At 37.5% G+C, this 18,350-nt stretch carries 22 protein-coding genes and 4 tRNA genes; 10 read left to right on the top strand and 16 right to left on the bottom strand.

The annotated features are described in order from the left end of the window. Positions 1 to 19: 19 nt before the first annotated feature. Genes pepN through HMPREF2813_RS03060 form a run of 3 tightly spaced genes read right to left on the bottom strand, consistent with a single transcriptional unit; the run spans position 20 to position 3,262 of the window. Entirely contained in the window at positions 20 to 2,629 is a 2,610-nt protein-coding gene (gene pepN / locus HMPREF2813_RS03050) for an aminopeptidase N (RefSeq protein WP_048946816.1), read from the bottom strand. A 43-nt stretch (positions 2,630 to 2,672) separates the two neighbouring features. Then, on the bottom strand, positions 2,673 to 3,017 hold the full coding sequence (locus HMPREF2813_RS03055) for a type II toxin-antitoxin system HicB family antitoxin (protein WP_005653201.1): 345 nt from the start codon (positions 3,015 to 3,017) through the stop codon (positions 2,673 to 2,675). Continuing rightward, positions 3,014 to 3,262: a type II toxin-antitoxin system HicA family toxin gene (locus HMPREF2813_RS03060; RefSeq protein ID WP_005653200.1), complete on the bottom strand. Its 249-nt coding sequence runs from the start codon at positions 3,260 to 3,262 to the stop codon at positions 3,014 to 3,016. The genes HMPREF2813_RS03055 and HMPREF2813_RS03060 overlap by 4 nt, the downstream gene beginning before the upstream one ends. A gap of 170 nt (positions 3,263 to 3,432) precedes the next feature. Here HMPREF2813_RS03060 and purE point away from each other — a divergent pair, with 170 nt between their 5' ends. From purE to HMPREF2813_RS03075, 3 genes are all read left to right on the top strand, one after another. Then, the gene (gene purE, locus HMPREF2813_RS03065) at positions 3,433 to 3,927 is read left to right on the top strand and encodes a 5-(carboxyamino)imidazole ribonucleotide mutase (RefSeq protein WP_042593849.1); all 495 of its coding nucleotides are present in this window, start codon (positions 3,433 to 3,435) and stop codon (positions 3,925 to 3,927) included. A gap of 69 nt (positions 3,928 to 3,996) precedes the next feature. Next, positions 3,997 to 5,085, top strand: coding sequence for a 5-(carboxyamino)imidazole ribonucleotide synthase (gene purK / locus HMPREF2813_RS03070; protein ID WP_005686592.1), 1,089 nt, complete (start codon positions 3,997 to 3,999; stop codon positions 5,083 to 5,085). A 139-nt stretch (positions 5,086 to 5,224) separates the two neighbouring features. Further along, positions 5,225 to 6,415, top strand: coding sequence for an amino acid aminotransferase (locus HMPREF2813_RS03075; RefSeq protein WP_005657030.1), 1,191 nt, complete (start codon positions 5,225 to 5,227; stop codon positions 6,413 to 6,415). 106 nt (positions 6,416 to 6,521) lie between these two features. On the opposite strand, the gene HMPREF2813_RS03080 is transcribed toward HMPREF2813_RS03075, so the two are convergent. Genes HMPREF2813_RS03080 through HMPREF2813_RS03100 form a run of 5 tightly spaced genes read right to left on the bottom strand, consistent with a single transcriptional unit; the run spans position 6,522 to position 9,586 of the window. After that, entirely contained in the window at positions 6,522 to 7,148 is a 627-nt protein-coding gene (locus HMPREF2813_RS03080) for an energy-coupling factor ABC transporter ATP-binding protein (protein ID WP_011272462.1), read from the bottom strand. Between the two features lies 1 nt (position 7,149). Further along, positions 7,150 to 7,782 (bottom strand): energy-coupling factor transporter transmembrane component T family protein, encoded by a 633-nt coding sequence (locus HMPREF2813_RS03085; RefSeq protein WP_042593846.1) that lies wholly within the window; start codon positions 7,780 to 7,782, stop codon positions 7,150 to 7,152. Further along, on the bottom strand, positions 7,782 to 8,402 hold the full coding sequence (gene cbiM / locus HMPREF2813_RS03090; protein WP_005660548.1) for a cobalt transporter CbiM: 621 nt from the start codon (positions 8,400 to 8,402) through the stop codon (positions 7,782 to 7,784). Before cbiM ends, HMPREF2813_RS03085 begins: the two co-directional genes overlap by 1 nt. Then, positions 8,402 to 8,890 carry a hypothetical protein gene (locus tag HMPREF2813_RS03095; protein WP_005686582.1) on the bottom strand — a complete coding sequence of 163 codons (489 nt, stop codon included), beginning with the start codon at positions 8,888 to 8,890 and terminating at the stop codon, positions 8,402 to 8,404. Before HMPREF2813_RS03095 ends, cbiM begins: the two co-directional genes overlap by 1 nt. A gap of 12 nt (positions 8,891 to 8,902) precedes the next feature. Further along, positions 8,903 to 9,586, bottom strand: coding sequence for a DUF4198 domain-containing protein (locus HMPREF2813_RS03100; protein ID WP_005671602.1), 684 nt, complete (start codon positions 9,584 to 9,586; stop codon positions 8,903 to 8,905). Positions 9,587 to 9,675: 89 nt separating this feature from the next. Between HMPREF2813_RS03100 and HMPREF2813_RS03105 the strand changes: the two genes are divergently transcribed. Beyond that, positions 9,676 to 10,083, top strand: a complete 408-nt coding sequence (locus tag HMPREF2813_RS03105) for a Cd(II)/Pb(II)-responsive transcriptional regulator (RefSeq protein ID WP_005686580.1) — start codon at positions 9,676 to 9,678, stop codon at positions 10,081 to 10,083. 14 nt (positions 10,084 to 10,097) lie between these two features. Here HMPREF2813_RS03105 and HMPREF2813_RS03110 read toward each other — a convergent pair whose 3' ends face one another. Beyond that, a complete protein-coding gene (locus HMPREF2813_RS03110; RefSeq protein ID WP_005686578.1) occupies positions 10,098 to 10,640 on the bottom strand; it encodes a tetratricopeptide repeat protein in 543 nt (180 codons plus the stop codon). Continuing rightward, positions 10,641 to 11,357, bottom strand: coding sequence for a YwiC-like family protein (locus HMPREF2813_RS03115; protein ID WP_011272458.1), 717 nt, complete (start codon positions 11,355 to 11,357; stop codon positions 10,641 to 10,643). Between the two features lie 111 nt (positions 11,358 to 11,468). Here HMPREF2813_RS03115 and HMPREF2813_RS03120 point away from each other — a divergent pair, with 111 nt between their 5' ends. Together HMPREF2813_RS03120 and HMPREF2813_RS03125 are read left to right on the top strand one after the other, a co-directional pair. Then, entirely contained in the window at positions 11,469 to 11,819 is a 351-nt protein-coding gene (locus tag HMPREF2813_RS03120; protein WP_005686574.1) for a RidA family protein, read from the top strand. A 30-nt stretch (positions 11,820 to 11,849) separates the two neighbouring features. Continuing rightward, on the top strand, positions 11,850 to 12,266 hold the full coding sequence (locus HMPREF2813_RS03125; protein ID WP_005686573.1) for a Z-ring associated ZapG family protein: 417 nt from the start codon (positions 11,850 to 11,852) through the stop codon (positions 12,264 to 12,266). A gap of 46 nt (positions 12,267 to 12,312) precedes the next feature. On the opposite strand, the gene HMPREF2813_RS03130 is transcribed toward HMPREF2813_RS03125, so the two are convergent. Continuing rightward, positions 12,313 to 12,918 carry a DedA family protein gene (locus tag HMPREF2813_RS03130; protein WP_005686571.1) on the bottom strand — a complete coding sequence of 202 codons (606 nt, stop codon included), beginning with the start codon at positions 12,916 to 12,918 and terminating at the stop codon, positions 12,313 to 12,315. A 218-nt stretch (positions 12,919 to 13,136) separates the two neighbouring features. Here HMPREF2813_RS03130 and rplY point away from each other — a divergent pair, with 218 nt between their 5' ends. Beyond that, a complete protein-coding gene (rplY, locus tag HMPREF2813_RS03135; RefSeq protein WP_005660520.1) occupies positions 13,137 to 13,424 on the top strand; it encodes a 50S ribosomal protein L25 in 288 nt (95 codons plus the stop codon). A gap of 148 nt (positions 13,425 to 13,572) precedes the next feature. On the opposite strand, the gene HMPREF2813_RS03140 is transcribed toward rplY, so the two are convergent. The 4 genes from HMPREF2813_RS03140 to HMPREF2813_RS03155 all read right to left on the bottom strand — a co-directional run bounded on the left by HMPREF2813_RS03140 (position 13,573) and on the right by HMPREF2813_RS03155 (position 13,964). Further along, a tRNA-Gln gene (locus HMPREF2813_RS03140) sits at positions 13,573 to 13,647 on the bottom strand. 47 nt (positions 13,648 to 13,694) lie between these two features. Next, positions 13,695 to 13,769, bottom strand: a tRNA-Gln gene (locus tag HMPREF2813_RS03145). A 28-nt stretch (positions 13,770 to 13,797) separates the two neighbouring features. Beyond that, a tRNA-Leu gene (locus tag HMPREF2813_RS03150) sits at positions 13,798 to 13,882 on the bottom strand. Between the two features lie 5 nt (positions 13,883 to 13,887). Beyond that, positions 13,888 to 13,964, bottom strand: a tRNA-Met gene (locus HMPREF2813_RS03155). A gap of 307 nt (positions 13,965 to 14,271) precedes the next feature. Between HMPREF2813_RS03155 and HMPREF2813_RS10120 the strand changes: the two genes are divergently transcribed. Beyond that, positions 14,272 to 14,637: an ACT domain-containing protein gene (locus HMPREF2813_RS10120; RefSeq protein ID WP_005689212.1), complete on the top strand. Its 366-nt coding sequence runs from the start codon at positions 14,272 to 14,274 to the stop codon at positions 14,635 to 14,637. Positions 14,638 to 14,765: 128 nt separating this feature from the next. Next, a complete protein-coding gene (gene purA, locus HMPREF2813_RS03165; protein WP_005660513.1) occupies positions 14,766 to 16,064 on the top strand; it encodes an adenylosuccinate synthase in 1,299 nt (432 codons plus the stop codon). Positions 16,065 to 16,120: 56 nt separating this feature from the next. Here the strand turns inward: purA and dapD are convergent, their stop codons facing one another. Further along, a complete protein-coding gene (gene dapD, locus HMPREF2813_RS03170; protein WP_005632504.1) occupies positions 16,121 to 16,948 on the bottom strand; it encodes a 2,3,4,5-tetrahydropyridine-2,6-dicarboxylate N-succinyltransferase in 828 nt (275 codons plus the stop codon). A gap of 361 nt (positions 16,949 to 17,309) precedes the next feature. Here dapD and purR point away from each other — a divergent pair, with 361 nt between their 5' ends. After that, positions 17,310 to 18,320, top strand: a complete 1,011-nt coding sequence (purR, locus tag HMPREF2813_RS03175) for an HTH-type transcriptional repressor PurR (protein WP_014550874.1) — start codon at positions 17,310 to 17,312, stop codon at positions 18,318 to 18,320. Positions 18,321 to 18,350: the final 30 nt, after the last annotated feature.

Genomic DNA, 18,350 nt, shown 5'->3' on the forward strand with positions numbered 1-18,350 from the left:
ATTCTCACATCATTAAGTGTTACTGCAACGCTTTCTCAATTTTTTCAAATAAATCTTTTGAAAGATTTTCTACAATGCTTAGGCGTTCTAAAGCGCGCTTCATTAGTGTTTGGCGTTGAGCATCAAAGCGAGAAAAACGAATTAATGGCTCAATTAAACGCGCAGCCACTTGTGGATTACTTTCATTTAAACGGATTAACACATCCGTTAAGAAACGATAGCCAGAACCGCTTACGTTGTGAAATGCTTTTAAATTGTGATTTGCAAAACTACCCACTAATGAACGTAAACGGTTTGGATTATTAAAATTAAAACTTGGGTGATCCATTAATAACTGAATAATTTCCAACACATTTTCATCTGGGCGAGTGGCTTGTAATGCAAACCATTTATCCATCACTAATCCATCCTGTTGCCATTTTTGTTCAAAATCAGCTAATAACGCATCTCTGCAAGGTAATGCAGCTTTAGTTGCAACACTTAATGCTGCCAATGTATCTGTCATATTATTCGCATTATTATAGTGTTTTTGCACTAGGTTGTTGCCCAAATTGGTGTAAGCCAAATGAGTTAAACAAAGATTACGCATTGCACGCAAGGCGATGTCTTGTTGCGTAACTTGATAATCATCAAGACGAATATGGGTATAAACACGCAAGAAATCATCTTTTAACGATTCTGCAATTTGCGCTTGCATAAATGCTCTTGCGACTGAAATACCATCAGGATCGATAGTTTTGAAACCTTCCGCAAATTCCATTTCTTTCGGCAGTGTGAGAATTAATGTTGCCAGTTCAATATCTTTCTCGTAATTATTCAGAACATAAGAAAGTGCGGTCAAAATTTCAGGCGAAATTTCTAGTGCCTCGCCTTGTTGGAAACGCACAACATTACGACGTAATTCTTGCGCAAATAGCATTTGTGCTGCATCCCAACGGATAAATTGATTGTCTGCAAATTTCAGCAAGCCTAATAACTGTTCCGTTTTATAATCATAATCCAGTTTTACTGGCGCAGAAAAATCACATAATAATGCTGGAATTGGGCGACCATAAATGCCGTGAAATTCAAAGACTTGGTCTTTTTCAGTGACATTTAATACATCACTCAACAATTCGCCATTATGTTGTAACATTTGTTTCGTGCCATTCGCATCATAAAGCGCGATTTTTAATGGAATATGTAAATTCACTTTTTCCATTTGATCTGCGGTTGGCGGTGTGGATTGTGAAACCGTTAAACGATAAGTATGCGTTTTTTCGTCATAAGCATCGCTAATCAATAATTCTGGTGTACCCGATTGGCTATACCAACGGCGGAACTGGTTTAAATCGAGGTTATTTGCACGTTCCATCGCAGAAACAAAATCTTCACAGGTTGCCGCTTTGCCATCATTTTCAGCAATATAAAGCTGCATCCCTTTTTGGAAGCCTTGTTCACCTAATAAGGTATGCAACATACGAATCACTTCTGCCCCTTTTTCATATACGGTTACGGTATAAAAATTATTCATTTCAATCACTTTTTCAGGGCGAATTGGGTGTGACATTGGGCTTGCATCTTCGGCAAATTGCACAGTGCGTAAAAATTTCACATTATTAATGCGATTCACTGCACGCGAACCTGTATCTGAAGAAAATTCTTGATCACGGAAAACCGTTAAGCCTTCTTTCAAACTTAATTGGAACCAATCACGGCAAGTCACACGATTGCCTGTCCAGTTATGGAAATATTCGTGTGCAATCACACTTTCAATAGCAAGATAATCCTCATCTGTTGCCGTTTGTGGATTGGCTAATACAAATTTAGAATTAAAAATATTCAACCCTTTGTTTTCCATTGCACCCATATTGAAAAAATCGACAGCGACGATCATATAAATATCTAAGTCGTATTCTAAATTAAAGCGATCTTCATCCCATTTCATCGCTTTTTTCAAACTTTCCATTGCCCAAGTTGCACGGTTAAGATTACCGCGATCCACATAAAGCTCTAACGCAACTTCACGGCCACTTTTAGTAATAAATTTATCTTGTAATAAATCAAAATCCCCTGCCACTAAAGCAAATAAATAGCTTGGTTTTGGGAATGGGTCATTCCATTCCACCCAATGACGACCATCTTCTAATTCGCCACTTGCAATGCGATTGCCATTAGAAAGTAAGAATGGATATTTGCTTTTGTCCGCCGTAATTTTGGTTGTATAGCACGCCAATACATCTGGACGGTCAAGCATATAAGTGATTTGACGGAAACCTTCCGCCTCACATTGCGTACAAATACCCTCGCCAGACTGATACAATCCTTGTAATGAAGTATTTTCAGCTGGCACAAGGAAAGTCACAATTTCAAGTTCAAATTCTTCCGCACTTTTGCCTTTCAAATCGAGCGTTAAACTCTCGCCATCTTGTTGATAAGCAGAAAATGGCTCGCCATTAAATTTAATAGAAGAAAACTGGAAGCTATGCCCGTCTAAACGTAAAGAAGTCGCTTCATCATTTAAGCGTTGGAATTTTGTGCTTGCGGTTACCACAGTATGTTTAGGATCAAGTTGAAAATCTAAATAAATGTCTGTGACCGTAAAATCTGGTTGTTTGTAATCTTTTCTATATTTTGCTTTGGCTAACATAATTTGACCTACTTTTGATGAAAGAAAATGTAAATACGTTTTGTTATCTTAAACTTGGTTTTTCACGAAAAATTTTTTCTTGAATCGCTTCCGTAACAAAAGCATTAAGAGAACGATCGCCTGCTATGATCGTAGCTTCTCTATGCAATTCCTCGCCAATTCGTACATTAAATACACCTTTAAAAGGCTTATTCGGTTCTTTACCTAATTCCAAACAATCTTGTAAATATAAATCAACAGATTGACGAAATTCTTTTTCTAGCTCAGATAATGACTCTGCTTCGTAAGTCACTAAATCACGAATGTAAGCAAGTTTGCCAAACAATATATTGTTTTCTAAATCCGCCTCAATCGTGCCAACATAACCTTTATAATTTAATAACTTCATAGAATACCTACCTGTTTTAATGATTCTTTCACTGACTTTAAAGCACCACCTTTAATATAATTTTCAGGGTGAGGCTTGTGTAACAAAATCGTATGTTCGAGTGTTCTATTATAAAATCTCACTCGAGAGCCTGCCATTTCTCGCTTTTCATAACCTTGTTGAGCTAACAAAGAAACTAATTCATTCCAATTAAATGTAGATTTTGATTGTGCGAGCTTATCTAATAATTTTTCAGTTCGTCCCATATAAACTATCGCCCATTAATTTGGTATCAAGTATAGTTACTAAAATTTAAAAATCAAATAATTATAAAATAATCCCCATTAATACTTACATAAATAGCAAACGTTTGCTCAATATATGTAATCTATGCTATTCTACGCCACCTTTTTAATTAGAAAATTGAGAAAATAGCATGTCAAAAACTGCACAAATTGCTGTTGTGATGGGTTCCAAAAGCGATTGGGCTACCATGCAAGAGGCAACTCAGATTTTAGATGAATTAAAAGTACCTTATCATGTGGAAATCGTCTCTGCTCATCGTACGCCTGATAAACTTTTTGAATTTGCTGAAAATGCACAAAAAAATGGCTATAAAGTAATTATTTCTGGGGCTGGCGGTGCGGCACATTTACCCGGCATGATCGCAGCCAAAACCCTTGTGCCTGTGCTGGGTGTGCCAGTAAAAAGTTCTATGTTAAGTGGCGTAGATAGCCTTTATTCAATTGTGCAAATGCCAAAAGGAATCCCAGTCGGAACATTGGCTATTGGCCCTGCGGGTGCGGCAAATGCTGGATTGTTAGCCGCACAAATTCTAGCAAGTTGGGATGCAGAATTGCTTTCACGCTTGCAATCTTTCCGTGAAAGCCAAACGAGTAATGTGCTTGATAATCCCGATCCACGCACATAAAAATATCTTCAGATCTGACCGCACTTTTAAAGTGCGGTTGTTTTTTTCGTAAATTTAACGAGAAATATTATGCAAAACTCCACCTTATACCCAACGGTTTATGTACTTGGCAACGGACAACTCGGCAGAATGTTAGGTTACGCTGGTGCACCTTTAGATATTTATGTTGAACCCTTAGCCTTCAATGCGCCAGTTTTTGACTTACCTGAAAATGCGATCATCACGGCAGAAATTGAACGCTGGGAAAAAACACCTTTGACTGAATTACTCGGCAATCATAAAAACTTCGTTAATCAACATGTATTTGGATTATTAGCCGATCGTTTTGCTCAAAAATCCTTGCTTGATGAACTCAATCTTTCTACCTCGCCTTGGTGTTTATTAAAAGATAAAACGCAATGGAATGATGTTTTCCAAACTGTTGGCGAGAAAGTCGTCGTCAAACGTAGAACAGGCGGATATGATGGGCGTGGTCAATGGATTATCAGCGATGAAAACAAAGCGGACATCACTGATGACTTATTTGGTGAAGTGATCGCAGAAAAATTTATTCCTTTTGATTATGAAGTTTCTATTGTAGGCGCAAGATTTAAAAATGGCGAAAAGCGTTTTTATCCCGTTACGCATAACCTGCAACAAAATGGTATTTTGCGTTACAGTGTGATTGATAATGCATTTCCTCAACAATCCGCACAACAAAAACAAGCTGAAACAATGCTCGGCAAAATTATGGATAAGTTAGGCTATGTGGGTGTGATGGCAATGGAATGTTTTGTTGTAGGCGACAAATTACTAATTAACGAACTTGCGCCTCGCGTACATAACAGTGGACATTGGACACAACTGGGATGTGCTATTAGTCAATTTGAATTACATTTACGCACGCTACTTGATTTGCCAACACCTGACTTACAAATTTTTGCCCCAAGTGTAATGGTAAATTTAATCGGCACAAACCATAATCCAAAATGGCTTAATATACCTTTTGCACAACTTCATTGGTACGGTAAAGAAGTGAGGGCTGGGCGTAAGGTTGGGCATATCAATCTTTCTCATCCTAATAAAGCGGTCATTATTCAACAATTAGAAAAGCTCCGAATTGAATTACCCGAAGATTATCAATCAGGATTAAATTGGGCGATTGAAAAACTAAAATAATGTAAAAAATGACCGCACTTTTTGATAAATATTTAAAAATATTAAAGTGCGGTTAATTTTTATAAAAATCTTTCTTGATAAAATAAAACGGCTGAAGTATAAAATTATCCATCACACAACTGATACATAAGGAAAAGCTATGTTTGAACATATTAAAGCGGCACCAGCCGATCCAATCTTAGGCTTAGGCGAAGCATTCAAATCCGAAACTCGCGAAAATAAAATTAACTTGGGTATTGGCGTTTATAAAGATGCGCAAGGCACAACCCCGATTATGCGTGCAGTGAAAGAAGCAGAAAAACGCTTATTTGATAAGGAAAAAACGAAAAATTATCTGACTATCGATGGTATTGCTGATTATAACGAACAAACAAAAGCGTTACTTTTCGGTAAAGATTCTGAAGTCATCAAATCTAATCGTGCAAGAACAGTACAAAGTTTAGGCGGAACAGGCGCATTACGCATTGCGGCAGAATTTATTAAACGTCAAACTAAAGCACAAAATGTTTGGATCAGCACCCCAACTTGGCCAAACCACAATGCCATTTTCAATGCCGTCGGTATGACAATTCGTGAATATCGTTATTATGATGCTGAACGCAAAGCCCTTGATTGGGATCATTTACTTGAAGATTTAAGCCAAGCAAGCGAAGGCGATGTGGTGCTTTTACACGGTTGTTGCCATAATCCGACTGGTATTGACCCTACTCCAGAACAATGGCAAGAATTAGCCGCACTTTCGGCGAAAAACGGCTGGTTGCCACTCTTTGACTTTGCTTATCAAGGTTTAGCCAATGGATTAGATGAAGATGCTTATGGCTTGCGTGCTTTTGCGGCAAACCACAAAGAATTGTTAGTAGCGAGTTCATTCTCGAAAAACTTTGGTTTATATAATGAACGTGTTGGTGCCTTTACTCTTGTGGCAGAAAATGCAGAAATTGCATCAACCGCATTAACCCAAGTGAAATCAATTATTCGTACACTCTACTCTAACCCTGCATCTCACGGCGGCGCAACTGTAGCAACAGTATTAAATGACACTCAACTTCGCCAAGAGTGGGAAAATGAATTAACTGAAATGCGCGAACGTATCAAAAAAATGCGTCATTTATTCGTTCAGTTATTAAAAGAATACGGTGCGGAACAAGATTTCAGCTTTATCATTGAACAAAACGGTATGTTCTCTTTCAGTGGATTAACTGGGGAACAAGTGGATCGCTTAAAAGAAGAATTTGCCATTTATGCTGTTCGTTCTGGTCGTATCAATGTGGCTGGTATTACTGAAGATAATATTCGCTATTTATGTGAAAGCATTGTGAAAGTGCTTTAATAGGGTTAGAAATAATATATCCTCTAAAATATTGTAAGTAAAAAATAAAGCCTTGATTATCAAGGCTTTAATTTTATTTAATCATTAACAAATTCTCGGCAATGGTTCATTTGTTGGTAAATCTAATAATTTCTGTGGCTAATTCGTTAATAAATCCATGATGATGGGATGAAATCAACATGGGTAAGGAAAGCTCACGCAAAAGTGCGGTCAATTTTTCAGTATTTTTTCGATCTAATCCATTGGTGGGTTCATCTAATAATAAAATTTTTGGCTGCATCGCTAAGACACCAGCAAGTGCCGTGAAATTTTTCTCACCACCAGATAGGGTATGCACCATACGATCTTTTAAACCTGTGATACCAAGACGTTCTAATTGCTGCTCTGCGATATGATACGCCTGCTCTCTGGGCATATTTTGGTTTAATGGCCCGAAGGCAACATCATCCAACACTGTTGGGCCAAAAAGTTGATCATCGGCATTTTGAAAACAAATACCAATCGTGCCACGAAAGGGCGCAAAATCTTTTTCTTCACGACAAACTTTGCCAAATAATTTAATTTCCCCTTTGGTTACAGGAACAAATCCCAACAAAGCAAGCAGTAAAGTGGTTTTTCCTGAACCAATTTCCCCTTGTACGAAGAGGCGTTTTTGACCTTCCAAGGTAAAACTCAAATCTTGAATAATCGCTCTACCATTGCGTTCTATACAAAGATTATTTACAGCTAACATATTATTTTTCTCTCTTTTTGCCAAACTGAAAACCACGACATTTTAACGCCATTTGCGCGGTTTCAGCTTTCAGCAGGGCATGAATCAATAATAAAGCGACACTTTGAGCTGTCACATAAAGGGTTCGGCGGTTAAGCCTAGGACGAAATCCACGAGCGCGCATAGCAATATCCATTTTTTGACGCAATTCGCCAAGCAATGCAATGTAACGTACGGTCAGCACAAAAAGTTGAATTAATTTTTCTGGCAAAGGCAATTTACCAATGGCTTGAACAAGCACCGCATCATTAATATTCAATAAAAAAAGCCAAAGAGAAATCAGCAATAAATGAGTCCGTAAACTTAATTTTTCTGCTAATTCGATGCCTTGAAAATTGAGTTCAATGCCATTTTCTCCAATTTTCCAACTTAATGTCACCCACATTAAAGCAATAAAAATAACTAAAGCAAACCAACGTCTAAGATAGGGCAAAAAAGATTTTTGACTGAACAGCAGTGAAATAAAAAAGAGAGAAACTGCAAGCGTATTAAAGGGGATAAGCCAAGTGAGATCACTCAATCCACTAATGATTAGCCCCCAAATAAACAGATAAATCAACCTAAAGTGCGGTTGAAATAAGCGATGAATTTTCATTAAGAGAAATTCTCGGTACGATTCATGACTTCAGGATACATTTTACCAAGCAAGGTAATCACCCCTACGCTGATAATACTATCCAAAATAAATACTGGAATATGAGAGACTAGCAAGAGCCAAACAAGATTCAGATAACTTTTTCCACCATCTAACATCAGCACAAAAGAAGCAAGCGCACCTGCCCCGCCAACGCCAATTACGCCAGCTCCAATACCAACTAATAAGCGATCTTTTAATGCCATTTGTGGCTGTAAACGAGAACGGAAAAGATAATGAGCGATCACCGCTGGCGTTGCCATCACACAAAGATTGACGCCTAACACGGCAAATCCACCAAAAGAAAAGAAAATGACTTGCAATAAAAGTGCGATGAGGAATGCTGGAAAAACAGCCCACCCAAGAAATAAACCAGCCATGCCATTTAAAATTAAATGCACGCTACCAATTCCGACTGGCACATGAATGGTTCCTGCCACAAAAAATGCAGCGGCAAAAAGTGCGGTGAGCGGTAAACGTTCTGATTCTAAACGACGCAACCCCACGGCAATGCCCGCAACAGCAAGCACTGCGCCACCTAATAAAATAGGCGTATGTAACACGCCTTCAGATAAATGCATTAAATACGTCCTTGTTTAATTTTACGTGCATTACGTAAAGCAATAAGTCCAGCAATACCAACGATATAACCGATTCCACCTAAAATATCATGCAAATAAATTTTATCTTTTAAATGCGCAATATCTTCACGAAGCAGCATTAAATCTGCACTGCTTTGATTTTCGGCAGACGTATGAGCAGCAGCAACAACGGACGCACGGTGTCCTTCATCGCCTTCCACCACAACTTTTAAGGTTGTATGTGGTACATCAGCAATAGAAAGCTTAAATGCACCTTGGCGGTCTGTTTTTCCAGTTAAAACGGGATCAGAAACACCTGAGCGGAAAACTTCTAAATAAGTTTCAGCTGCTGGGGTCATATCAGAATAATAGGATTTGCCAGAAAGTGTTTGCCCATCATATTGGGCAAACACATAAAGCGCGTGGGCATAAGCATTCGGGAGATAGCAAGCCGCAAAAAGTGCGGTTAAAAAAGCAAATTTTTTCATCCCAAATCCATATTATTGCGCGTCAAAAGTTAGCATATATTCCACAGTTCGACGATCGTAATCTGCATTATTTGTTACTTTTTCCTCAAACTCTGCCCATACTTTGTTGAAGCCTTTAGTTGGGGTAAATTGAGCGATACCTTTTTCATTAGTTAAATTGAACGGTGCATCTTCACTCACACCCACTTTAATGCCTTGAACTGGTTTACCATTATGTAAAACAAGGATAGAAAGTGGTTTATTCGCTTGTGCTTTTTCTTGAGGAATCAATTCGTATGCTTGTTGATGAGATTTGAAAGATTCAGCATCCCATTTCAAAATCGCTTTACCAAATTTAACAGGATTAGTACTAAATTCTGCTGTTGGTTCTTCACGTTTTGTTTTTTCAACGTATTTACCGCTTGGTAATTTTGACCATACACCATTATCGAAATGAACGAAAACTAAATCTGATTTAGGCATAAGATAGGCTTCGCCATTTCTGAATTGGTAATCAACAGCAGTTAATTTGCCTTGCGCATTTAAGGCTTGGATAGATTTAAGTTTAGATTCTGGATAGGTTTCAGTTTGTTCATGTCCAAATTTCACTACGTATTCATCTTGCGATGAAGCAGGCTCAAGCCAAACATTATGTGCGTTAGCAACAGACATACCTAAAAGTGCGGTTAATCCTACAGCGATTTTTTTCAATTCCATTTTGGATACTCCTTGTTTGTTTAAGAAAATCTAGGCGTATGATAAAATATGAAGTAACTTTAGAATCAAGTCATTTTTTAAGGAAATTGATGAAAATTGGAGCACTTGCTAAAGCCCTAGGCTGTACCGTAGAAACCATCCGTTATTATGAACAACAAGGTTTAATCCCGCCCCCAAAACGTACTTTAGGCAATTTTCGGCAATATAATGAAGAACACTTGCAACGTTTATCATTTATTTGTAACTGCCGAAATTTAGATATTTCATTAAGTGAAATAAAAAGCCTACTGAATTTAGAAAATGCCTCCAAACAACAAGCAGAAGAAATTAATCGTGTGTTAGATAAACACATTAAAGAGGTGGCAACAAGGATTCACGAACTCGCCCATTTACGGATGAAATTAATTGAATTACGTGAAAAAACAGTCTCGAATGATGAAGATCCAATGAAATTGCTATTGCAACATAGTGGCGTGAAATTTGTGCGATTAAAATAGCCGCACTTTTAAGATTATGGCTGACTAGATAAACGCTGTTTTGCTTCCTTATTGCCTAATTCAGCTGCTTTTTTCAGCCATTCCAATGATTTTTCAGGTTGGTTTTGTAAGCGATAAATATTACTTAACATCATCATCGCATCCGTATCTTTAGCTCGAGCTGTACGTTCAAAAAGCTTAATGGCTTGCTCTGTATTTTGTTTGACGTAATCGCCACGTAGATACATAACGCCAAGGTTATTTAGCCCTTTCACACTACCCTTCTCTGCCGCTTCGCTAAACCACCAATAAGCCTTTTCATAGTCTCTCACCGTGCCACGCCCAAGGTTATATAACATACCTAGATTGCTTTGAGCAGTGGTGTTTCCCTCTAACGCCATCGGATACATGATATCGAAAACAGAGCTCCATTGCTGTTTATTGGCAAACTCTTGCGCCAAATTCATTCTTGCTTGATCATCCATTTTCGAATTCGCTGTAATATCAATGGTTTTCATCGCCCAAACAGGCAAACTAAAACAAAGTAATACTATATGAAAAAATAACTTCAGTTTCATTTACAAGGTTGCTACTAAAAGTAAAATAAAAAATACGGCAGTAATCGCAAATTCTGTTAGTCCAACTTGCATAACAGAAAGCTTTTTAGTGGGCAGATAAACCGCTCGCACTAATCCAGGCACAAAAGCTAATGCTAAAATAAATTGTTGCGAAACCACAAAAATCAGCACACATAATAAGTGAAAAATCACTGATGCCCAAAAATAACGTGGATTTTTTCGTTCACGCATCATTGATTTTACATAAAGTGTTGTTCCAATAAAAAATAATGTTGGATAAATCGCCACCCAAAGTATTTTTTCATCAAAAGTGCGGTCAGAAAAGTAATAGGATCCCATTCCAGCTAGGGCAAAAATTAAGATCCCTGCCAAGTCATTCCATAAATTGCGCTCATCTTTTTTCTTGGTGAAATAAATATTCACCGCAACAAACGGTAACATGGCAAACATAAAATACAACACCTGCCAATTATAAATTAACGCGGGAATCGCAAAAATCACGGCGGCAGCAAAATAAATCACAGACCATTTTTTATATAACTCAAGATTTTTACCTTTAAACAAATTCAAAAAAGGATAAGTCATCAAATAAAGCGAAAACCATCCTAATAATAAAAACATGTGCGCCCATACTGGATTAGCAAGCAACATACCATAAATAAAAGGCAGTAGTGCCATAACAATAGCACCGTGCTGATTAGAGATAAGCAGTTTCATAATAATTAAATAATTGAGAATAATTGTCGGATATTTTAGCCTAGTAAAGAGGATTTTACAAAGCAGTAAAGGCTATTTAGAATAGAAGAAAACACCCCAAAGGAGAACCCTATGACAATTCAACGCATTTTACCCAATGCACGTTTAAGTGAAGTTTCAATTCATAACAACCTCGCCTATTTTGCAGGGCAAGTTCCAGAATTAACCATCGAGCAAAATACCTACGAACAAACCAAAGAAGTATTAGGTTTAATTGATAAATTGTTAGCAGAAATTGGCTCCAATAAAAGCAATATTTTAACTGCGCAAATTTTCTTGGCAGATATGCAAGATTATGTTCAATTAAATCAAGCTTGGGATGAATGGGTCGATCATGTTAGCCCACCAAGTCGAGCGACAGTGGAAGCTAAATTAGCGGATCCTCGTTGGAAAGTTGAAATTGTTATTATTGCAACTTGTTAGTTTTTTAAGCCGAATAAACAGGAGAATATTATGGAAAATTGGACAAATGAAATTTGGGTAGCAATTGGTATCGCTTTTATTGTTGGGTTATTTATTGGTTACATTATTGTGCGTTTAACCAAAGGCTCGGTAAAACATCAAGCTAAAACAGAGGCTGAATTAAAAACAGTCAAAACCCAGCTTGATACACAAAAGGCGCAAATCGAAAAACATTTTGCAGAAAGTGCTGAGTTATTCAAAACCTTAATTAACGATTATCAAAAACTTTATCGCCACTACGCAACTTCCTCCAATAATTTACTGGGCGAAAAAGATCACAAAGGTTTATTCACCCAACAGTTAATTACTGCAACAGATAAATCTCAAAATGAACAGCCTAGAGATTATTCGGATGGTGCATCAGGCTTATTTAAAGAAAATAAAGAAGAAAATAAAGAAGAAAATTAAAAAGTGCGGCTAAAAATAGAAATATTTTTAGCCGTTTATTATTCTATTATTGCGTTGATTTTTTAGATTTTTTCCATTTCCAAAAAAAGAATAGTACAAGTAACCCAACAAATATATAAATCACAATTTGACCTTTTTGAATTTGTGTATGTAGCCAATCTAAATTTTTAGCCCCCAATTCCCCAAGATAAATCCAAATAGGTACAGAAATAATCGCAGCACAGAAATCTATTAAAACAAAACGAACATAACTTACACGGCGTGTAATACCTGATACCATATAAATTGGAGCACGTAAACCGGGTAAAAATCGTGCAACAAACAGTACTCGATTGCCATATTGACTGAATTTTTCACGCACAATTCTTAAACGCTGTAATGTTACGATTCTACGTATTGGTCGGAAACGTAAAATTTTCGTGCCATAAATTCGACCAAGCCAATACATACAGGAATCGCCAGCAAGCACACCAATCATACTAACCAGCAACATCAAATGAGAATTGACATTTTCTGGATAAAGCCCCGCAATGACACCGCCAGAAACTAACGTGATATCTTCTGGAATCGGCACACCAAATCCACAAATAATTAAAACAAAAAGAACAGCCCAATAACCATATTCAGTAAAAAATCCAATTAAAAATTCCATTTGTTCCTGCTTTTTTATTATATTAATAGATGTGATAAAAAATTGGTTCACATTTTAATCTTTTCAAATCAAAAAGCCTAGAAAAAAGTTTGATTTGAAAATAAGGATATTCTATAATCCACGGCTCTCAAGGCTTGTCTTTGAGCGGTTTTTAGGAAAATTGCTGGGTCGCCTGCGATTTTCTTTCTTTTAACATTTAATTTCAAGAGAACATAAAAATGGCATTTAAATTTAACGCTGAAGTTCGTACAGCGCAAGGTAAGGGTGCGAGCCGCCGCCTGCGTAACAATGGTCAAATCCCTGCAATCGTTTATGGTGGCAGCGAAGAGCCCGTTTCAATCATCTTAAACCACGATGAATTAAACAACGCGCAAGCACACGAATCTTTCTATTCTGAAGTGATTACTTTAGTGATCGGTGGTAAAGAAGTTGCAGTTAAAGTACAAGCAATGCAACGTCACCCATTCAAACCAAAATTGGTTCACATTGACTTCAAACGCGCGTAATTCACAAGTTTGAACAAAGTAAAAAAGCTAAGAGATCAATCTTAGCTTTTTTGTTCTGAGTATTTTAATTATTTCCCAATAAATACCTAAACTTTAATTTTTTATCAAATAACGATTTTTGCAAGTTATTACGAAGATATTGAAAATATGGCTGGGGTACTAGGATTCGAACCTAGGAATGCTGAGATCAAAACCCAGTGCCTTACCGCTTGGCGATACCCCAATTAGATAAATCTTTGATTAGATATAAAGAAGACTTTTTTGATAGTATGGCTGGGGTACTAGGATTCGAACCTAGGAATGCTGAGATCAAAACCCAGTGCCTTACCGCTTGGCGATACCCCAACGACTATTTGAATTACAAAGCGATAAATGGTGCGGGACGAGGGACTTGAACCCACACACCTCTCGGCGCCAGAACCTAAATCTGGTGCGTCTACCAATTTCGCCAGTCCCGCAAATTTGGTGGCTACAGCGAGATTCGAACTTGCGACCCCAACATTATGAGTGTTGTGCTCTAACCAACTGAGCTATGTAGCCATCACTTAATTTGCTTAACCATATCGGCTTTGCGGGGCGTATTATGCTAATTTTGATGATCCTCGTCAAATACTTTTTTACAAAAAAAGTAATTTTATGTTTGTTTGGTTATTAATGAAGCATATCACTTATTTTTTATTCATTTAAACAACTTATATGGCTTTCTCAACAGCCAAATTTTTCCTAATCCTATTTTTTCTTTTATGCGTTCATTTATTGTTAATTAAAATTTATTTGACAAAAAATGCCTAAATCGTTATTTCTATACCCACTATTCTAAAAAAAACACAACATCTAGGAGTATCTTATGCCCCATCTCTCAGTCGCCAAATTTGGCGGAACATCTGTTGCTAACTACAATGCGATGACAGCTTGTGCAAAAATTGTCATTGCCGATCCCAATACACGCGTAGTTGTGCTTTCTGCATCAGCTGGTGTAACAAATTTATTAGTGGCTTTAGTAAATGGTGTAAAAGCGACAGAACGTGAAAAATTAATTGGCAATGATCTGCATATCACTTCAGGTGTGGCAAAACGTATTTTTGATACTGTTCAATCTTATAATGTGCGAATGATTAGTTATGGGGCAAGTACCAACAATGTTTGTATGTTAGTACAAAGTGAACATTCTGATGAAATTGTACGCTCGTTACACAAATCCTTATTTGAATAAAATTTAAACCTAAAGTGCGGTGAAAAATCACCACACTTTTTCTTTTATATCATTGAGATTAAAGCCGAAAAAGAGTAAAGTAAACGGCTGTTCATTTGACTAATTTAACCGAATAAAAGGCGGAAATTATGGGAAAAAGCGTTGTTATCTTAGGCGCACAATGGGGCGATGAAGGTAAAGGAAAAATCGTTGATCTTTTGACGGATCGCGTAAAATACGTAGTTCGTTATCAAGGCGGCCATAACGCAGGTCACACACTTATTATCAATGGCGAAAAAACCGTATTACGTTTAATTCCATCTGGTATGTTACATCCAAACGTAACTTGCTTAATTGGTAATGGCGTTGTGGTTTCGCCTGAAGCATTAATGAAAGAAATGGGCGAACTTGAAAGCCGAGGTATTAAAGTTCGTGAACGTTTATTAATTTCAGAAGCTTGTCCTTTGATTCTGCCTTATCACGTTGCAATGGATCACGCACGCGAAGCAGCCCTTGGCAAAAAAGCTATAGGTACAACTGGTCGTGGTATTGGCCCAGCTTATGAAGATAAAGTAGCTCGTCGTGGTTTACGCGTAGGCGATTTATTTAATAAAGAAGCCTTTGCCGAAAAACTCAAAAACATCCTTGAATACTATAATTTCCAATTGGTGAACTACTACAAAGTTGAACCTGTCGATTATCAAAAAACCTTAGATGATGTAATGGCAATTGCCGATGTAATCACAGGTATGGTGGCAGATATCACTACAATTCTTGATACTGCGCGCAAAAATGGCGAACATATTTTATTTGAAGGCGCACAAGGGACAATGTTAGATATCGACCACGGTACTTATCCGTATGTAACCAGCTCAAACACAACGGCTGGTGGTGTTGCAACAGGCTCTGGTTTTGGCCCGCGTAATCTTGATTATGTACTTGGTATCATTAAGGCTTACTGTACTCGTGTAGGTGGTGGCCCATTCACAACTGAATTATTTGATGATGTAGGTGCTGAAATTGCACGTAAAGGTAACGAATTTGGTGCGGTAACAGGCCGTCCACGTCGTTGCGGTTGGTTCGATGCCGTCGCCATTCGTCGTGCAATCCAACTTAACTCTATTTCTGGTTTCTGTATGACTAAACTAGACGTATTAGATGGTTTTGATGAAGTAAAAATCTGTGTTGCTTACAAAATGCCAAATGGCGAAATCGTTGAATATGCACCGTTAGCGGCGAAAGATTGGGAAGGTGTAGAACCAATTTATGAAACATTACCAGGTTGGAAAGAAAATACTTTCCGCATCACAGATGTAAATAAATTGCCACAAAACTGCATTAACTATATTAAACGTATTGAAGAAGTAACTGGCGTACCTATTGATATTCTTTCAACTGGCCCTGATCGTGTAGAAACAATGATTTTACGTGATCCGTTCGCTGCTTAATTTCTTTTGATTTTCAGACCGCACTTTAAAAGTGCGGTCTTTTTTTATATTTTTTACTATTCTTCAATAGAACGTAATAATTCATTGATGCCCACTTTTCCTAAAGTTTTTGCATCCACTTTTTTCACGATCACGGCACAATATAGGCTATATTTTCCACATTTTGATGGAAGGCTACCTGATACCACCACAGAACCTGCTGGTACACGGCCGTAATGAATTTCGCCTGTTTCACGATCATAAATTTTGGTTGATTGACCAATGAATACTCCCATTGAAATAACACAACCATCTTCAACGATAACACCCTCAACCACTTCTGAACGCGCGCCAATAAAACAGTTATCGCCGATAATGGTTGGGTTAGCTTGTAATGGTTCTAACACGCCGCCGATGCCTACACCACCCGATAAATGCACGTTTTTACCAATTTGTGCGCATGAACCTACCGTCGCCCAAGTATCTACCATGGTGCCTTCGCCAACGTAAGCACCAATGTTTACATAAGATGGCATTAATACGCAGTTTTTAGAAATATATGCGCCTTTACGCACCGTTGCAGAAGGCACAACACGGAAACCTTCTTCAGTAAAACGTTCTTCAGTGTAATCCGCAAATTTTAATGCCACTTTGTCGTAATATTTTGTTTCTGCGCCGTCAATGATTTGGTTATCGTTAATGCGGAAAGATAGCAATACCGCTTTTTTTAACCATTGATGTGTTACCCATTCGCCAGCAATTTTTTCGGCTACACGATATTTTCCAGAATCTAATCCTTCGATCACTTCTTCAATTGCCGCACGCGTTTCTGCATCAACGGTTTTTGGTGTAATTTCTGCACGTTTTTCAAATGCAGCTTCAATAATTGCTTGTAAATTTGACATAGAACTTCCTATATATGTTGTGAATAAAGCGGCATTAGTTTTACCATATTTTAAACGGGCAAGCAAAACACCGAAAAAAAATCACCGCACTTTGTAGAAACAAAACTGCGGTGATAATAAAAAGTTGATTTGATTAAAAGATTGAAAGTGCAAGCCCCACGACAACAGACATACTAAAAACAACCATAATCATTGCATAACCAAAATCGCTCATTTTGTTCTCCTCATAAAAAAATAACGCAGACATTCTAGCAAGAATAATACGAAAAAATCACTTCTTTTTATAAAAAATTTGCAATAAAGATGACTAAATTCTCAACAAACCTTTATAATAGGAAAAATTTTTTAGGGATTTAAATATATGGCAACAATTAAAGATGTGGCAAAAATGGCTGGTGTGTCCACCACAACCGTATCTCACGTAATTAATAAAACCCGTTTCGTTGCAAAAGATACGGAAGAAGCGGTGTTATCCGCAATTAAACAACTTAATTATTCCCCTAGTGCTGTGGCACGCAGTTTAAAAGTCAATACCACCAAATCCATTGGTATGATTGTGACAACCAGTGAAGCACCGTATTTTGCCGAAATAATCCATTCTGTTGAAGAACATTGCTATCGACAAGGTTATTCTTTATTTTTGTGTAACACACAAAATGATCCTGAAAAAGTCAAAAATCATTTAGAAATGTTGGCAAAAAAAAGGGTCGATGGTTTGCTTGTAATGTGTTCTGAATATACTCAGGATTCATTGGATTTACTTTCATCATTTTCCACTATTCCAATGGTTGTAATGGATTGGGGCCCAAATACCAATACCGATGTGATTGATGATCATAGTTTTGATGGCGGTTATTTAGCAACCAAACATCTTATAGAGTGCGGTCATAAAAAAATCGGGATTATCTGCGGTGAACTCAATAAAACTACCGCAAGAACGCGTTATGAAGGCTTTGAAAAAGCAATGGAAGAAGCTAAATTAACAATCAATCCGTCTTGGGTACTAGAGGGTGCATTTGAGCCTGAAGATGGCTATGAATGTATGAATCGTTTACTGACTCAAGAGGAATTACCAACCGCCCTATTCTGCTGTAACGATGTGATGGCACTCGGTGCAATATCAGCACTAACAGAAAAAGGCTTGCGTGTGCCAGAGGATATGTCAATTATCGGCTATGATGATATTCACGCCTCACGTTTCTACGCACCACCATTAACCACCGTTCATCAATCAAAACTACGTTTAGGCAGACAGGCAGTAAATATTCTGTTAGAACGAATTACTCACAAAGATGAAGGTGTTCAACAATATAGTCGTATCGATATAACCCCTGAGCTTATCATTCGAAAATCCGTTAAATCGATTTTATAAACTTAGCAAAAATAGACCGCACTTTTTAAA

It is taken from the genome of Haemophilus sp. HMSC066A11 (genome assembly GCF_001811665.1).
Taxonomy (GTDB): Bacteria; Pseudomonadota; Gammaproteobacteria; order Enterobacterales; family Pasteurellaceae; genus Haemophilus; species Haemophilus influenzae.

Excerpts from the sequence above, each read along its gene's own strand:
- HMPREF2813_RS03080 (WP_011272462.1), bottom strand. The coding sequence starts at position 7,148 with ATGTTAGCTGTAAATAATCTTTGTATAGAACGCAATGGTAGAGCGATT.
- HMPREF2813_RS03075 (WP_005657030.1), top strand. The coding sequence starts at position 5,225 with ATGTTTGAACATATTAAAGCGGCACCAGCCGATCCAATCTTAGGCTTA.
- pepN (WP_048946816.1), bottom strand. The coding sequence starts at position 2,629 with ATGTTAGCCAAAGCAAAATATAGAAAAGATTACAAACAACCAGATTTT.
- HMPREF2813_RS10120 (WP_005689212.1), top strand. The coding sequence starts at position 14,272 with ATGCCCCATCTCTCAGTCGCCAAATTTGGCGGAACATCTGTTGCTAAC.
- dapD (WP_005632504.1), bottom strand. The coding sequence starts at position 16,948 with ATGTCAAATTTACAAGCAATTATTGAAGCTGCATTTGAAAAACGTGCA.
- HMPREF2813_RS03125 (WP_005686573.1), top strand. The coding sequence starts at position 11,850 with ATGGAAAATTGGACAAATGAAATTTGGGTAGCAATTGGTATCGCTTTT.
- HMPREF2813_RS03060 (WP_005653200.1), bottom strand. The coding sequence starts at position 3,262 with ATGGGACGAACTGAAAAATTATTAGATAAGCTCGCACAATCAAAATCT.
- purK (WP_005686592.1), top strand. The coding sequence starts at position 3,997 with ATGCAAAACTCCACCTTATACCCAACGGTTTATGTACTTGGCAACGGA.
- rplY (WP_005660520.1), top strand. The coding sequence starts at position 13,137 with ATGGCATTTAAATTTAACGCTGAAGTTCGTACAGCGCAAGGTAAGGGT.
- HMPREF2813_RS03130 (WP_005686571.1), bottom strand. The coding sequence starts at position 12,918 with ATGGAATTTTTAATTGGATTTTTTACTGAATATGGTTATTGGGCTGTT.
- purR (WP_014550874.1), top strand. The coding sequence starts at position 17,310 with ATGGCAACAATTAAAGATGTGGCAAAAATGGCTGGTGTGTCCACCACA.
- HMPREF2813_RS03100 (WP_005671602.1), bottom strand. The coding sequence starts at position 9,586 with ATGGAATTGAAAAAAATCGCTGTAGGATTAACCGCACTTTTAGGTATG.
- HMPREF2813_RS03085 (WP_042593846.1), bottom strand. The coding sequence starts at position 7,782 with ATGAAAATTCATCGCTTATTTCAACCGCACTTTAGGTTGATTTATCTG.
- HMPREF2813_RS03120 (WP_005686574.1), top strand. The coding sequence starts at position 11,469 with ATGACAATTCAACGCATTTTACCCAATGCACGTTTAAGTGAAGTTTCA.
- HMPREF2813_RS03095 (WP_005686582.1), bottom strand. The coding sequence starts at position 8,890 with ATGAAAAAATTTGCTTTTTTAACCGCACTTTTTGCGGCTTGCTATCTC.
- purA (WP_005660513.1), top strand. The coding sequence starts at position 14,766 with ATGGGAAAAAGCGTTGTTATCTTAGGCGCACAATGGGGCGATGAAGGT.
- HMPREF2813_RS03115 (WP_011272458.1), bottom strand. The coding sequence starts at position 11,357 with ATGAAACTGCTTATCTCTAATCAGCACGGTGCTATTGTTATGGCACTA.
- HMPREF2813_RS03110 (WP_005686578.1), bottom strand. The coding sequence starts at position 10,640 with ATGAAACTGAAGTTATTTTTTCATATAGTATTACTTTGTTTTAGTTTG.
- cbiM (WP_005660548.1), bottom strand. The coding sequence starts at position 8,402 with ATGCATTTATCTGAAGGCGTGTTACATACGCCTATTTTATTAGGTGGC.
- HMPREF2813_RS03105 (WP_005686580.1), top strand. The coding sequence starts at position 9,676 with ATGAAAATTGGAGCACTTGCTAAAGCCCTAGGCTGTACCGTAGAAACC.
- purE (WP_042593849.1), top strand. The coding sequence starts at position 3,433 with ATGTCAAAAACTGCACAAATTGCTGTTGTGATGGGTTCCAAAAGCGAT.
- HMPREF2813_RS03055 (WP_005653201.1), bottom strand. The coding sequence starts at position 3,017 with ATGAAGTTATTAAATTATAAAGGTTATGTTGGCACGATTGAGGCGGAT.